Here is a 16,114-nt window from a genome sequence, read left to right as displayed (position 1 = left end):
CAAGAGGCATTCAATTGATCGCTTTTGACACCCAAGAAAATGCCTTCTTGAAGATGCCATTCTGGACGACGGGTTCAGTTGGCTCGACTGATGCGTTTTGTGTTTGTTCTTTTTCCAAATATTCACGTAAGGCGGATTCCTGGCGATAGCGATTCTGAAATTTCAAATCGGCATCACGGACACATTGGGTGATAATGGCCTCCGCACGATGCAAATCAATTTCAAAAAAATCTTGTTCGCGACGACCGCAGCGCGCATTTTGCAATGCTTGCATAATCGCTTCAATTGCACCGCCACCGTCTTGCGCGCGTAGTTCAAAAACGCACTCAAAACTGCCTGGAATGATGTTGGCTTTATCACGATTCAATTCCAAAGCCTTAGCCCAACCAGATCGGCGACTTAAGCCAATTTGCACAAGGCCTTCTTTCAAGCCAGAATTGCGCAACACATACACATTGCCTGGCACGCCATGCAAGCGGTTCTGCTCACTGTATTTTCCGCGTTGCTGCGCAGTCGACGTTGACATCATAAAGCACCCCAAAAATTATCGAACAAAGTAGAAGTGCTTAGTGTAAGAAATATCACAGCATCACAATCCGCCGAATAAGTGCACGAAAACCGCCTATTTCCTCTCTATAGTGCAAATATCGTCAAATAGGTTCGTGCATTTTTGAAATGATGAACACAAGCAATCCGCATGAAGAATCATGACAGCAGGCGATTTCTGCATGGAAGCATGGGTTCTCGGCACAAACCAAAACCGACGACTGCCCTATAATAGACATCATCAAATAACGCCAGTCTTTTTACTCTTTACTCTTTATTTACTTTGCGATTGCCATTATGAACAGCCAAGATTTAGAAAACATTAACGTCAGCTCCTTTGCACCGATGCCGACACCAGAAGAATTGCATGCGAAATTACCTTTGTCCGAGCATGCAGCAGCGGTCGTCGATGCAGGCCGTGAGGCCTTAAAAAATATCTTAGATCGCAAAGATCCACGCTTTATCGTTGTCGTGGGACCGTGCTCAATGCATGATCCCATCGCCGGGCTTGACTATGCACACCGTTTAAAAAGCTTACAAGAAGAAGTCAAAGACAGCATGTTGTTGGTGATGCGTGTGTATTTTGAAAAACCAAGAACCACCACAGGCTGGAAGGGCTACATCAATGATCCTTTGATGGATGATTCATTCAAGGTCGATCTCGGCATGGAGAAAGCGCGTCAATTTTTATTAGATATTGGTGAACTTGGTTTACCGACAGCAACCGAAGCACTCGACCCAATTTCACCGCAATATTTAGGTGACTTGATTAGCTGGACTGCGATAGGCGCACGCACAACTGAATCACAAACCCATAGAGAAATGTCGTCTGGCCTTTCGACCCCGGTTGGTTTTAAAAATGGTACAGATGGCGATATTAGTATTGCCATCAATGCGATTCTTTCTGCCTCTCATCCGCATTCATTCTTAGGCTTAAATGGGCAAGGCAAAGTATCAGTGGTGCGCACGCGTGGCAATCAATATGGTCATGTTGTATTACGTGGTGGTGACGGTCGTCCTAACTACGATACGGTGTCTGTCGCGATGGCAGAACAAGCCTTAAAGAAAGCTAAGTTAGCGGCAAACATCATCGTCGATTGTTCACATGCCAATAGCTACAAAAAACCTGAGCTGCAACCCTTGGTGATGGCCGATGTGATTAATCAAGTTGTGAATGGCAATCAGGCCTTAGTTGGTGTCATGATAGAGTCGAATATCGTCGCTGGAAATCAGAAAATTCCTGAAGATTTGTCGCAATTAACTTATGGATGTTCTGTCACTGATGCCTGCGTTGATTGGCAGACCACCGAGACGATGATACGTGATGCCGCGGCGCGTCTGCGTCATCGTCCAACGCAATAAAAGTTACTGGTAAAATCAGACCTCAGATTGTGATAATCCACATACAAAATGAGGTCTGCAATGTTAAAATTTATACAGACAATCTGGCACTAAGACATTTACCCAAATACCAATTTGAATCTTCTATTCCATGCTTGATCAGAAAAATCGCATCATCCTCATCAGTTCTATGCTGTGCGTGTTTAGCTTGGCTGCTTGCACTACGCCCAAGAAAACAGTTTTGCACAAAGATGAATTTGGCACGGCAGAAATGTTCACCTACGCGGTGCCTGGTGCGGAAAAAGAAGCTTGCGAAGCATCAAGACGTGCTTTACTTAGCCAAGGCTATATTATTAGCGGTGCTAACGAGAACAATGTCAAAGCTCGTCGAAAATTTCAGTCTGATGACGAAACCCATGTGGAAATTGAATTCAATGTCGTTTGTGCACCGAATAGCAAAGGCAGCAATAGCACCACAATTTTTGCCAATGCCGTGCGTGATCGTTATTCTTTAAAGAAAAACACCAATAGCGCCAGTCTTGGTGTCGGTGGCATTGGATCAATCTCACTGCCATTTGGTGCCAGCAATGACTCTATGGTGAAGGTGGCGAGTGAAACGATTTCAGATGCCAAACTCTATGGTCGTTTCTTTGACTTGGTCGAACGTTATCTCGACGACGTGAAACCAGATGAGGAAGTATTAGAGAAACCAACGACAGCAGCACCAGTCTCGGCAACACAGCAAGAAGAAACCTAAGCGTCAAGCTTCATCAACGCCTATTCACTTCAATTAAAAAGAAAATCCACGTCATCACCTCGTCATAATATCTGACTATGATGAAGTCTCATCTGACTACTCCTCCAAGGGTGTGGATTTAGCCCGCAATGATTTGCGGGCTCTTTTTTTGCTCGGCATTATTCTTGGGTTATTGTTCTTGCTGTATCGTCCCTAGTGGTTCTTCAATGTCCAGAGTTTTGACACCTGCACCATTTTCATATTCGGCATACATCCATTTACCATTTGAAAAGATCAGATTTTCAGGTGTCTGACGAATAAATTCCGGTTTGCCTTTCAATGCATGTCGCATCGCATCAATCCAGATTGGTAACGCAACGGTAGAACCAAATTCCCTACCACCTAAAGATTTTGGATCATCAAATCCCATCCAAGAAACCGCAACAATATTGCCGGAATATCCAGCGAACCAGCCATCAATCGCATCATTTGTGGTTCCCGTCTTACCTGCCAAATCACGTCGCCCTAATTTTTGCATCGCCGCGGCACCGGTACCTGAACGCACCACTTCTCGCATCATACTATCGACAACGAAGGCATTCCGACTGTCCAAAACCCGCGCTTCTTCGTTAGGAAAATCATCGACTTTTGCTTCGAATAGAACCGCGCCTTTTGCATCGATGACTTTTTGAATTAACCATGGCTTCACTTGATAACCGCCATTTGCAAACACAGCATATGCACCTGCCAACTGCAATGGCGTCACACTGCCAGTCCCCAAGGCCATGGTTAAATTAAGTGGATGTTTATTGGCATCAAAACCAAATCGGCTGAGAAAATCTTTACCGTAGCTGGCACCAATTGCCTTCAAAATTCGAACGGATACTACGTTCTTTGATTGCGCCAAGGCTTGTTGCATTTCAATCGGTCCATCGTATTGACCGTCGTCATTACGAGGGTCCCAAGTCAACAACTCATCCGTGGTCTCAGACAGTGGCACATCGTTAATCAAAGTTTCTGGTGAAAAGCCTTTTTCTAAGGCAGCAGAATAAACGAAAGGCTTGATCGAGGAACCAGGTTGACGCCACCCACTGGTGACGTGATTAAATTTCTTGCGATTAAAATCAAAGCCACCGACCAAAGCGCGATAAGCACCATTATTCGCATTCAAAGAAACATAAGCCGCTTCGACTTCAGGCGTTTGTGTAACCGACCATTTTCCTTTGCGATCTTGCATCACACGAATCAAAGCACCAACGCGAATCTTCAAATCGCGATTTGCTTTCGCTTGCAATGCAGAGGCCGCCAAACGCAAGCCTTCGCCGCTGATTTCTACGGATTCGCCAGTAGCCAAATCTGCCTTAATCAGTTTCGGCGATACCGCAGTCACAACAGCAGAAATCAAACCTTCACTGGATGGAAATTTTTGTAGAAACTCATCAATCGCTTCATCTCGCAAATTTTCCTCGGTAGGCAATTCAATAAACGCCTCGGGGCCACGGTAGCCATGCCGCTGATCGTAAGTCAAGACATTGCGACGCAAAGATTCATAAGCAGCATCTTGTTCGTCACTATCGATAGTCGTAATCACCTTAATGCCAAGCGTATAGGTATCTTCTTTAAATTGCGCATAGATTTGTTGACGCACCATTTCTGCAACGTGCGCTGCATGTGATTCAAACTTAGCGACTTTGGTCACACGTAGTTGCTCTTTGCTGGCAACATCGAATTGCGTCTGTGTGATGGCGGCATGTTTCAACATGCTCTTTAAAACTAAGAGTTGACGCTTTTTTGCGCGTTCAAAATTCACTGCTGGATTATGTCGTGCCGGATTTTGTGGAATGCCCGCTAACATTGCGGTTTCCGCTATCGTCAATTCCGTTAAGGTTTTATTGAAGTAAGTACGCGCCGCGCTAGAAAAACCGTGGGTACGTTGACCGAGATAAATCTGATTCATATACAACTCTAAAATCTGATCTTTCGACAAGGCATCTTCAATTCGCTTTGCCAACATCATTTCACGCAATTTACGCGTCAAAGACTTTTCACGGGTTAAAAAGAAATTACGCGCTACTTGCATGGTAATCGTCGATGCGCCTTGTTGTACGCCACCAGTGGCGGTCGCCACCACCGCACGTGCCACACCAATGTAATCAACCCCGCTATGTTCATAAAAGCGTGCATCCTCAATCGACAGCACCGCTTTTTTCATCTTCTCCGGGATATCTTTGATTGGGACAAAATCCCTGTGCTCTTCGCCAAACTCACCGATCAAATTATTGTCGGCTGTGTAAATTCGTAAAGGAATCTTAGGCTTGTAATCGGTCACCGCCGTTAATTCGGGCAGACCAGGAGCCAAAATCAGAAATATGTACGCGAGCAGACCTAGAATAAACACCACGCTAGCGGCGGCTAAGGCGAGTAACCATTTCATAGAAGGCGGCCAAGAAGCTTGGCGTAGAATGAAAACGCACAGTGTAAACGGACTATCTCGTGCTGCAAGCGTTTTCTTTGTCTGGTACTACGATCCAGTACCATTTAGAGCATGTTCTGCGTCGCTCTAATCTGCCATCTTTGCTAGCAGCGGTTTCAACTACACTAGCCGATTGTTTTCCACAAATTGGCTGTCACCCTATGCGTTTACGCTCACAAACCAGTTCAAAATCACTGCGTCTCCTAATCGTATTGATTTTGCATCTGGCCATTTTGTACAGCCTCATGCTTAACTCATCAAACCGATCAAACCAATCAAACCAATCAAATCCAAGCCCAGTATCCAACAGATTGGATAAATACCAACCTATGTCTATGGTTTTTATCAAGCTTCCTGTGGTTAAGATTCAGCGACCAGAAAAAGACAACAGCACTAATAACAAACAAAAGAATAATTCCCAGCTGAGCAAGCAAAGTCAGCTTAAGAAAAATACTCCAGAAGCGATCTCAGCCCAATCGACCGATGCAAGCAATACTTTAGCCGATCCTGCTGTCGCCAATGCACCTGTTGAAAACAGTCCGAACGCTCCCGTAAACCGGGATCTCAATAGCATCACCAAATCCCTAGAGCGTGATCTCAGATTCGAGCAACAAAAAATCGAAGCAGCAAAACCGCCGAATCAAATTGCCAGAGAATATTGGCAGAAACAAAATTACCCGTATAAAGATAAGTGGGAAGAACTCGCCCACAAGATAGAGAAAGCTGGCAAACCACGTGGCTTGCAGATGGAAACTTTTAAGGCAGCAGATGGTACGCAAATCACTAAAATAGGCAATTCCTGCTTTAAGGCACCTGACCCAGGACGCACCTATCTGCATCAGGCAGAAGCACGGCCGGTCATTTGTCCGCGCTAATACCCGCAATCACAGTCAAAACTTACTCTTCCAAAGTCTGCAACAAATACAGCTTTTGATAGAGTCCGTTTTCCACTGCCATCAAGTCAGCATGTTGCCCTTGCTCGGCAATTCGGCCATGATTGAGGACAATAATGTTATCGGCATCACGAATGGTAGAAAGCCTGTGCGCAATTGCTACGATCGTTACTTGCCCTCTTAATTCGTTTAATGCCACCTGCACAATTTGTTCAGTTTCACTATCAATATGCGACGTCGCTTCATCTAAAAATAAAATTTTAGGTTGTCCTGCAAGTGCACGCGCAATCGCAATCAATTGCTTTTGACCAGTCGATAACTTGGCACCACCTTCACCCAAAGGCGTCAGATAACCGTGTTCTAGCTGCAAAATAAAATCATGGGCGCGCGCAGCCTTCGCCGCAGCAATAATATCGGCTTCACTGATATCACGCCCCATCGCAATATTCTCGCGTGCATTGGCGGCTAATAAAAACGGTTCTTGCGGAACCAAACCGACACTGGCACGGAAGCGTTCGTCGCTCAATTCTTGCAGGTCAAGATTGTCGATCAAAATCTTTCCACTCTGTGCCGTATAAAACCGCAATAACAAACTTAGCAGTGTCGATTTACCACTACCCGTATGCCCGACGATGCCATAAAAACTGCCTGCAGGAATATCCAAATCAATTTCATGCAAGATCACTTGTGCTGGATCGTAGCCAAAACGCACCTTGGACAAGTGCAAAGCGCCCTCACTGATTTCGGCATCGTTTTGTTTGCTTACGGCCGTCGATTCTTGTAACAAGGTATTCACCCGCGCTGCTGACACCACCGCTTGCTGAATTTGTCCGAACTGCAAAGTAATTTGTATCAAGGGATCAACCACGCGCGCGATATAACTGACAAATGCGTACAAGATACCGATCTCTAAGCCAGAAAAACTGCGTTGTCCAAAGACAAAAATCACGATCACCAGCAACAAGGAATTAAGTAAATCTAAGGCGGGTCGCAGTAACCAAGCATTTGCACGTAACTCATCAACACGCGCCACATAATGTTTTTGATTGGTCGCTTCAAAACGTTCACCAAAACCGCGTTCCGCATTGCAGGCCTGCAGCGCACTCATGCCGTTAATACTTTCAGCTACCTGGGCATTGATCTCGCTACGCATCTGCCGCGCACGAGTCACGGCTGGCGCACTCCAGCGTTGATAAAACCAAACGATCACCACGACTGCTGGCACCAACATCAAGACGATCAACATCAAACGCCAATCGAGCCACGCCATCGCAATCAAAGCACCAAGTACCACGATAGAACTATCCAACATCACGAACAAGACTTGCACGTACAGATTTTTCACCGCCTCGGTGTCGTTAGTCACACGACTAACTAATTGTCCAGTGATGGCTTTATCAAAGAAGGCCATCGGCAATCGCAACACATGTGCATACACCTGCTCACGCAAACGACGCACCGAGCGCATCGCCACACCAGCCAATCGCGTCAACTGCAAATAGCGCAGCCAAGTCGCCCACCAGCCAGTCAGAACGAAGGCGAGCAGCAAACCTGCCATCATCCAAATATCCTTATTCCGAGGAAGCAAATAATGGTCGATGAAAGCCTTGCCTAAGATCGGTCCCAAGGCTTCAAGCCCTGAAGCTAAAAATAGAAATACGATGCCCAAGATGACATGACGTTTTTCTGGTTTCGCTGCTTGCACCAAGAGTTGCACAGCCAATTTTTTTTCTGATACTTTCACAATTTCAGGCGGATTTTTAGGCTGCATTTAAATCTGCCTCCAACTGTTGATATTTCCACTGACTTGCATACCAGCCATCTAAGGCCAATAGCTGTTGATGTGTGCCTTGTTCTATCAGTGCGCCCTCGCGCAAAACCAAAATATGATCGGCTTCAGCCACTGCACTTAAGCGGTGACTAACAATAATCGCACTACGCTCGGGTCGTGCCAAACGTAACTCGGCGAGATGCCTGAGTATGCGAGTTTCCGTATCGGTATCGACTGCGGATAAAGCATCGTCTAATAACAATAAGGGGCTTTCTGTTAACAAAGCGCGCGCAATCGCAACGCGTTGCTTTTGTCCGCCCGATAAAGTCACACCACGCTCGCCAACTGGCGTGTCATAGCCCTCTGGAAAACGCAGGATATCTTCATGGATTGCCGCCAACTCAGCAGCATGCATAATTTGCCCACGACTAGCTTGTGGATTCGATAAAGCGATATTGCTGGCAATCGATGCAGAAAATAAAAATGGCTCTTGCGCCACCCAATTGATAGCATTGCGCAAGCGTTCTAAAGGATACGCAGCGATACGATGCTCACCCCACAACACCTGACCTTGCGTGGTCTCAAATTGACGCAATATCAATCTAAGTACACTCGATTTTCCAGCACCGGTCGCACCAACAATGCCTAGCGTTTGACCAGCAGCCAAGTTAAAACTCAAATGATTCAAAGCCAGATTCGCCTGTCCGGGATAAGAAAAACTCAGATTATCAAACCGTATCGCGCCTTCAGGTTGGGTCTGTAATTTCCCCAAATCTTGAATCACTAAATCCGCTTCCAGCACGGGCCGCAAACGTCCCCATGCCGCTTTACCCCGTTCCAACAAGGACAGCACCCAACCCGCCGCGAACATCGGCCAAATCAACTGCCCCAGATACATACTAAATGCGGTCAGATTACCGATGCTCATTTCATTCTGCCATACCAGATAGGCGCCAACACCCAGGGTTAACGCGCCTGCCGCTGTCAATGCAATACCGACCGCCGGCTCGTAAGCGGCTTCCCATTTTTGCGCACTTAAACTAGCAGCAGCAGCCTGTTCTGCCATCTCGGCGAATTGCTCGGCGTTACGTTGTTCTAATCCCAGCACACGTAAAGTGCGTACACCAGAAATGGTTTCCTGCACGTGATCATTCAGTTGACTAAAACGCTCTAAAGAATCTTTGGAAGCGTCATGCACATGATGGGTAATCCGTTTAAACGCCCACGCCATAAAAGGAAATGGCAACAAGGTCGCCAGTGCTAAACGCCAATCGACGCCCAAGGTCATCATGCCGATCACCAACACAAAAGTCATCGCGCCATCAAAGCCGGCCAACGCCGCTTCACCAGCCGCCAACTCGATCGCATCCGCATCATTGGTTCCCAGCGCCATCAAATCACCGGTACGCTGTTGCTGGAAAAATGCTGGTCCTTGCATACTCAAACGCTGATACAAACGCAGCCGCAACTGCGCACCTAAACGATACGACGCAGCAAACAACTGCAAGCGCCATCCAACTCGTAGAAAATAAATCGCGACGCCCATCAACAACACCGTCGCCAATTCCCAAATCAAAGCTTCGCCCGCCAAGTTGTGCTCCACCATCGCGTCAATGATTTGACCAATCTTACGAGGTATCAACACGGTCAGCGTAGCAACCATCAACAACATGACGGCAGCCGCAATGTAAGAGCGCCAATGTTGACGAATAAATTGGGCTAGGAGTTGGTACAGGGTCATGCTGGGGCTTTCAATTTAGGAACTCTTGCCGCAGGGGCACAGAGGAAATATCTAAAGACAATCTCTGCGTCCTCTGCGCCTCTGCGGCTCATACTTTTTTACTTCAACATATTCCACAAAAACGAATACGTAATCGCGCTCATATCCGCGCGTTGCGCATTATTCGCAGCGCCACCATGTCCACCTTCGATGTTCTCGTAATACCAGACATGTTGATGACCTTGGTCTAACATCTTCGCTGCCATCTTACGTGCATGACCTGGATGTACGCGATCATCGCGGGTCGAGGTAATGAACAAGACATTCGGATATTTCACTTCCGCTTTAACATTGTGATAGGGAGAATATTGCTTGATGTATTCCCATTCTGCTGGCACATCAGGATTGCCATATTCCCCCATCCAAGAAGCACCTGCTAATAACTTGTTATAGCGCTGCATGTCGAGCAAAGGAACTTGGCTTACCACGGCATTAAACAACTCAGAACGCTGGGTTAATGCGACGCCCGCTAACAAGCCACCATTACTGCCACCCATCGCTCCTAAATGTTTTGCGCTAGTGATTTTGCTAGCGATCAAATCCTCGGCGACTGCGGCGAAATCATCATAAGCACGTTGACGATTTTGTTTTAGTGCAGCTTGATGCCAACGTGGACCATACTCACCACCGCCACGAATATTCGCCACCACATACACACCGCCTTTTTCTAACCAAGCTTTACCGATGCCGCCAGAATACGACGGCGTTAAAGACACTTGGAAGCCACCATACGCGTATAACAAAGTCGGATTCGTGCCATCCAGTTTGATATCTTTTTTATGCACCATGAAGTAAGGTATTTTGCTGCCATCTTTCGATGTCGCGAATTTCTGCACGGCTTGATATGGGCCAGCATCAAAAAAACTAGGCGCTGATTTCAACAAAGCACGTTGATCTGTGCCTGCTTTGGCTAGTTGCAAAACACTAGGTGTCAAGTAATCAGAGTAACTGAGCAAATATTCGTCAGACTTCTCCGCATCTAAAGGGCTAACGCCGACCGCGCCCATCGTCGGCAAACTCACATTGCGCGCTATCCATTTACCTTGACTAAATTGCAGTTCAATCAAACTGCTTTTGACATCTTGCAGCAATTGCATCAAGAGATAATTCTTTGTCGCAGTGACACCAGTGAACGAGGCATTATCGGTTGGTTGAAACAACACAGTGAAATTTCTATCACCTTTCAAAAAGGCTTCAAAATCAATCGCCAACACACTACCTTGCGGATAAGTTTTGCCACCCGTTGTCCAACTTTCATTCGGGGTCACGATAAATTGTGTGCCGAAAAATTCATAACCAGTTTGCGCTGGGATATCGAGCTTCAACAATTTACTACCACGCATTAAAAAGACTTCGGAGGTGTAAAAAGTCACCGCGCGATTCACGATTTCGTGTGTGATGCCACGATGACTAGCACGACCAGCAGATACACTAATATCTTCTTTCTTCCCTTCGAAAATCGTTTTTGCTGTGCTGATCGGTGTACCACGCGTCCACTCTTTGACGATGCGTGGATAGCCAGAATCCGTCATCGAACCTGCGCCAAAGTCGGTGCCAACAAACAGCGTATTTTTATCACGCCAAGCCACATTCATTTTGGATTCTGGCAAGCTAAAACCGTCTTTCACAAACTGCTTCGTCTTCAAATCAAATTCACGTATCGTCACCGCATCAGCGCCACCGCGCGATAAATTAATAATGCAACGATCATAGGCGGGTTCGCGACATTGGCTGCCTTTAAAAACCCAGTTTTCATTTTCCGCTTTGGCAAGCGCATCCAAATCCATCACGACTTCCCATTTTGGTGATGGCTTACGATACTCCGCTAAACTGGTCTTGCGCCAAACTCCACGCGGATGCTCAGCATCCATCCAGAAATTATAAACAGCATTACCAATTTTTTGTATGCCAGGAATACGGTCTTTGGAATCAAGTATGACTTGCAGATCGCTACGCAGCTTGAGAAAACCCGCATCATTATCGAGTTTATTGCGCGTCTCTTGATTGCGCGCCTTCACCCAATCTAAGGCTTTTTCGCCACCCACATCTTCTAGCCATTGATGTTTATCTTCTGTTTGCGCCATGACACTATGCGCATTGAATAGCATCGCAGCTAGCACTAATAATTTGAATTTTGTTTTCATGATTTTTATCGATTAAATTTTTCTTAGTGAAATGATGAATTGATCATTTAATGAAACGCATTCTTTTTATTACAAAAAAGAATAGTGAAGTATAAACGCAATGTGCTTGGACAGCGAATAAGCAAAAAAGTGCAGCGAAATTAAATCAATTTTTGCGAGCTGAAATATGTTGACGTATCCATACCTGCATATCGTGCCAGATCCGTGAAATTTCACTTGGACTAGGCATGGTTAAGGCATGAGGTAATTCTATCGTGAGCACGGGAATATCTTGATGGATGCCGCTATAGTTTCCCAAAGAGCCGGGATACACCCCCACCCGATTATAGTGTAGGCGCCCGAAACGGGTGGGTGGCTGAGCCGGACCATCTAAATCAAGGACGCCAAATGGGGCATGCACAGAAATAATCACATCGGGCTGAAAGGATTTAATCGTATCGAAAATCCACTTACTTTCTGGCTCAGAAACTGGCTTTTTTCCAGGAAAACGACGAGGATCGCTCTTAGTTTTCTTTGCCCAGTATTGCAAGGCTTCTTTGTCCCAGTCAGGTGTTGGGAAATTACGGTTTAAATCAACGCCTCTGGCATTCACACGCGTCGATTTAGCAGCAAGCAAACCATCAGGATTGACTAGTGGCGCGACTTTCCATTGGAACTCTTGTGCACTGGATTTACTCATCGCCGCCAGCCATTTAAAAACCACCGCGGTCGCCGTTTTTTCATCGCCATGGATGCCGCCGATCAGCAATACGCGTTGCACTTTTTTTGCACGCAGATCGACCGCAAAATCACGTGTCATCAAAGGCAGGCCTTTGATCGAACGACCACCACCAGGTACTAATTTACTGTTCAAACATTCGTTCAAAGATACTTTAGGCAAGCGCGGTGTCACTTGCTTACACCACTGATGTAGCTTGCCTGTATTCGCAGCTACTTTAGCGGTAACCGCAGTGGTCGGAATAGCTGATGTTTCAGCACGAACAGATGCAAATGTCAGCGCGCCAAATAAAAAGAGCGATGCGCTCAATAGTCGCATCGCTCTTGCTTGAAGCTTCTTCATGTCCGACAAAACCAACGGCTGTTTCAACATGAAGAATGAACCCAACAAATTACAAACCAGCCGCAGCGCGCAGGGCTTGCGCCTTGTCTGTACGTTCCCAAGTGAACTCTGGCTCTTCACGTCCGAAGTGGCCATAAGCCGCTGTTTTTTGGTAGATAGGACGCAGCAAATCTAACATTTGGATGATGCCGCGTGGACGCAGATCAAACATCTCATTTACCAAAGCAGCGATTTGCTCATCAGGTATCACGCCTGTGCCTTCAGTGTAGACCGTGACATTCATAGGACGTGCAACACCAATCGCATACGCCACCTGAATCTGACATTGCTTCGCCAAACCAGCCGCCACAATATTCTTCGCCACATAACGTGCTGCATACGCTGCAGAACGATCGACTTTAGTAGGATCTTTACCAGAGAATGCGCCGCCACCATGTGGGCAAGCACCGCCATAAGTATCAACAATAATCTTACGACCAGTCAAACCGCAATCGCCTTGTGGACCACCGATGACAAAGCGACCTGTAGGATTGATCAAAAACTTCGTATCTTTCAACCATTCTGCAGGCAATACCGGACGGATGATTTCCTCAACCACCGCTTCGATGAAGGATGGCTTCATCTTATTGCCATCGCTTTGATCCGGGCTATGCTGCGTGGACAAAACGACCGTATCGATACTGTGCGGTTTGCCATCGACATAGCGCATCGTGACCTGGCCTTTAGCGTCTGGACGTAAGAATGGCAAACGACCATCCTTGCGCAGCTGTGCCTGACGTTCCACCAAGCGGTGTGCGTAGTAAATCGGCGCAGGCATGAGTTCCGGCGTTTCATCACAAGCGTAACCAAACATCAAACCCTGATCCCCAGCACCAGTATTTAAATGATCATCAGAGGCGTGATCGACACCTTGTGCGATATCGTTAGATTGCTTGTCGTAAGCGACTAAAACCGCGCAACCTTTGTAATCGATACCGTATTCGGTATTGTCGTAACCAATACGCTTGATCGTATCGCGCGCGACTTGAATATAGTCTACGTGAGCGTTAGTGGTGATTTCACCAGCGAGTACAACTAAGCCAGTATTGACTAAAGTTTCAGCAGCAACACGAGAACGTGGGTCTTGTTCAAAAATGGCATCCAAAATCGCATCAGAAATCTGATCCGCAACTTTGTCTGGGTGACCTTCAGAAACTGATTCTGAAGTGAAAAGAAAATCATTTGCCATCGCAGGCTCCTATAAGTGGCGTAAGTGACATTAAGCCGCAGTCAAAAAAGAGATCCTGCGACGCTTTAGCGAAATTTATTACCCGCTTCGCAAGTTGTCTGTTTAACTCGGCGGGGGCATATTCCGTAATCTGGCGTATTGCTTAGATTGTTTTCAGATTTGCTCACAGATAGCTCTGCGTCATTTCTTTCGGATGCCAATATGTGCTATTTTACGCCTCTTACAGGATTCATGTCGAATTGCCTTAGATTTTTGAGGTGTATCAATATGAAAGAATCCATCATTTTTAGTAATTCACCATCATTTTCAGACTCATGCTAATTCGTCTGTTCCGCTTTTTATCGGTCTTTCCGCTTCCTGTTTTACACTTTATCGGAGTCGTTCTCGGATACTTGGTGTATGCGCTGTCACCTACCTATCGCAAGCGTATGCGCAGCAATATGGCACTGGCATCGTATGAACCACAACTTGGGATTGCATTGCGCGAAGCAGGTAAAAACATTATGGAATTGCCGTTAATCTGGTTAGGCAAGCCTGAACGATTAGCAGCAAAAGTGCGTTTGGAAAACTGGGAAATCGCACAAGCGGCAATTGATGCAAAAAAAGGCGTCATCTTTTTAACACCCCACTTAGGTTGTTTTGAGTTGTCAGGAAAATCTATTGCCTTGCGCACCAAAATGACAGTGTTATATCGTCAACCGAAAAAAGATGCTTTGAAACCTCTGCTTGAAGACGCACGTGCATCCAGCGGTATGTTGTTGGCACCAGCCAATTTATCCGGCGTTCGAGCATTAGCAAAAGCCTTAAAAAAAGGCGAGGCAATTGGTCTTTTACCCGATCAAGTGCCGCAAGAAGGCGAAGGTGTGTGGGCTGATTTTTTTGGCAAGCCTGCATACACCATGACTTTATCGGCAAAGCTCGCGGCAATGACCGGAGCACCGATTATTTTGACTTATGCAGAGCGCTTAGCTTTTGGACGTGGCTTCGTACAACGCTTTGTGCCATTCACAGAGTCTTTGGATGGCGATGCCGCTCAGCAAGCTCTGGCAATTAACAGGGCAATGGAAAAACTCATCGCGAATGCACCAAGTCAGTATTTCTGGAGTTATCACCGCTACAAAAAGCCTGATGGCGTAAGTGGTCCAGACGAAATTAATTCACAGGAAAACGCATGAGATTTGCCGTACTGATAATGTGGTTGCTGCACTGGTTGCCGCTGCCGATCTTAGCGCGTATTGGTGAAGGCATAGGTAGCCTTTTGTATTTATTATTAAGTCGCCGGCGCCATATCTGCTTAACGAATCTGCGTTTATGTTTTCCACAAATGCCCGAATCAGAAAGAAAGAAGATCACGCGACGCCATTTCCAAGTGTATGTCCGCAGTGTGTTAGAGCGGGGCATTTTATGGTGGTCGTCAGAGCGCCGTCTGCGAAAATTAATTCATGTTGAGTACGCCGTGCCAATGGCAGAAATGACGAACTCACCCACCATCTTTATGTGCCCGCACTTTGTTAGTCTGGACGTGGCTGGTGTTGCTGTCATGCTGGAATCATCTCTGTGCTCAATTTATACAACCCAAAGAAATAAAAGCTTTGATAAAGCTTTACGCAAAGGACGTTCACGCTTTCGTCCTGTAAAGCTTTTTTCTCGTGCCGAAGGTGTCAAACCTATCATCCGCGCGATGAAAGAAAATCTGCCCTTCTTCATGTTACCCGACATGGACTTTGGCGCTAAAGATGCGGAATTTGTTTCTTTCTTCGGCGTACCGGCGGCAACACTGACCGCACTACCACGGATTGCTGCGGCAACCCACGCCAAAGTCATTCCTGTGATCGCCAGCATACGTCCGGGTTATGACGGCTGGGATGTGAAATTTGACCAAGCTTGGGAAGACTATCCGCATCAAGACATTGTTAGCTCCACCCGTTTTATGAACGCCTACATCGAGTCAGAAATTCTCAAGATGCCCGCAGAATATTTTTGGACACATCGCCGTTTCAAAACGCGTCCAGAAGGCGAACCTGGTGTCTATAAAAACACCAAACAATTTCAAGATACCCATCAATAAACATCCAAAAGTAAGACAGGCTAATTCTCTCAGACGTATTAAATGTAAGCAGTTAGCGTATTGAAGCAGTGAAT

At 46.4% G+C, this 16,114-nt stretch carries 12 protein-coding genes; 5 read left to right on the top strand and 7 right to left on the bottom strand.

What is annotated here, in order from left to right; genetic code table 11:
* Positions 1 to 10: 10 nt before the first annotated feature.
* Positions 11 to 529 carry a GIY-YIG nuclease family protein gene (locus H8K33_RS15065; protein WP_222613438.1) on the bottom strand — a complete coding sequence of 173 codons (519 nt, stop codon included), beginning with the start codon at positions 527 to 529 and terminating at the stop codon, positions 11 to 13.
* A gap of 314 nt (positions 530 to 843) precedes the next feature.
* Between H8K33_RS15065 and H8K33_RS15060 the strand changes: the two genes are divergently transcribed.
* Both H8K33_RS15060 and H8K33_RS15055 read left to right on the top strand, forming a co-directional pair.
* The gene (locus H8K33_RS15060) at positions 844 to 1,908 is read left to right on the top strand and encodes a 3-deoxy-7-phosphoheptulonate synthase (RefSeq protein ID WP_186891871.1); all 1,065 of its coding nucleotides are present in this window, start codon (positions 844 to 846) and stop codon (positions 1,906 to 1,908) included.
* Positions 1,909 to 2,038: 130 nt separating this feature from the next.
* A complete protein-coding gene (locus tag H8K33_RS15055; protein WP_186891870.1) occupies positions 2,039 to 2,644 on the top strand; it encodes a DUF2242 domain-containing protein in 606 nt (201 codons plus the stop codon).
* A gap of 169 nt (positions 2,645 to 2,813) precedes the next feature.
* On the opposite strand, the gene H8K33_RS15050 is transcribed toward H8K33_RS15055, so the two are convergent.
* Positions 2,814 to 5,057: a penicillin-binding protein 1A gene (locus H8K33_RS15050; RefSeq protein ID WP_186891869.1), complete on the bottom strand. Its 2,244-nt coding sequence runs from the start codon at positions 5,055 to 5,057 to the stop codon at positions 2,814 to 2,816.
* Positions 5,058 to 5,425: 368 nt separating this feature from the next.
* On the opposite strand from H8K33_RS15050, the gene H8K33_RS15045 reads away from it, so the two are divergent.
* Positions 5,426 to 5,971, top strand: coding sequence for a hypothetical protein (locus H8K33_RS15045; protein ID WP_186891868.1), 546 nt, complete (start codon positions 5,426 to 5,428; stop codon positions 5,969 to 5,971).
* A 22-nt stretch (positions 5,972 to 5,993) separates the two neighbouring features.
* On the opposite strand, the gene H8K33_RS15040 is transcribed toward H8K33_RS15045, so the two are convergent.
* The 5 genes from H8K33_RS15040 to metK form a co-directional block, all read right to left on the bottom strand.
* Positions 5,994 to 7,760: an ABC transporter ATP-binding protein gene (locus tag H8K33_RS15040; RefSeq protein ID WP_186891867.1), complete on the bottom strand. Its 1,767-nt coding sequence runs from the start codon at positions 7,758 to 7,760 to the stop codon at positions 5,994 to 5,996.
* Positions 7,750 to 9,501: an ABC transporter ATP-binding protein gene (locus H8K33_RS15035; protein WP_186891866.1), complete on the bottom strand. Its 1,752-nt coding sequence runs from the start codon at positions 9,499 to 9,501 to the stop codon at positions 7,750 to 7,752. Before H8K33_RS15035 ends, H8K33_RS15040 begins: the two co-directional genes overlap by 11 nt.
* Before the next feature lie 98 nt (positions 9,502 to 9,599).
* Positions 9,600 to 11,684, bottom strand: a complete 2,085-nt coding sequence (locus H8K33_RS15030; protein WP_186891865.1) for a prolyl oligopeptidase family serine peptidase — start codon at positions 11,682 to 11,684, stop codon at positions 9,600 to 9,602.
* A gap of 145 nt (positions 11,685 to 11,829) precedes the next feature.
* Positions 11,830 to 12,774, bottom strand: a complete 945-nt coding sequence (locus H8K33_RS15025; RefSeq protein WP_246443644.1) for a M14 family zinc carboxypeptidase — start codon at positions 12,772 to 12,774, stop codon at positions 11,830 to 11,832.
* A gap of 19 nt (positions 12,775 to 12,793) precedes the next feature.
* Positions 12,794 to 13,972, bottom strand: coding sequence for a methionine adenosyltransferase (gene metK, locus H8K33_RS15020; RefSeq protein WP_186891864.1), 1,179 nt, complete (start codon positions 13,970 to 13,972; stop codon positions 12,794 to 12,796).
* 314 nt (positions 13,973 to 14,286) lie between these two features.
* Here metK and H8K33_RS15015 point away from each other — a divergent pair, with 314 nt between their 5' ends.
* Both H8K33_RS15015 and H8K33_RS15010 read left to right on the top strand, forming a co-directional pair.
* Positions 14,287 to 15,147, top strand: a complete 861-nt coding sequence (locus H8K33_RS15015; protein ID WP_186891863.1) for a lysophospholipid acyltransferase family protein — start codon at positions 14,287 to 14,289, stop codon at positions 15,145 to 15,147.
* Positions 15,144 to 16,040, top strand: coding sequence for an LpxL/LpxP family acyltransferase (locus H8K33_RS15010; protein WP_186891862.1), 897 nt, complete (start codon positions 15,144 to 15,146; stop codon positions 16,038 to 16,040). Before H8K33_RS15015 ends, H8K33_RS15010 begins: the two co-directional genes overlap by 4 nt.
* Positions 16,041 to 16,114 lie beyond the last annotated feature (74 nt).

It is taken from the genome of Affinundibacterium amnicola (genome assembly GCF_014284275.1).
In the GTDB taxonomy this organism is placed as follows: Bacteria; Pseudomonadota; Gammaproteobacteria; order Burkholderiales; family Burkholderiaceae_D; genus Undibacterium; species Undibacterium amnicola.
Note: the sequence above shows the minus strand (reverse complement) of the source record. Positions and strands in the feature narration are given on the sequence as shown.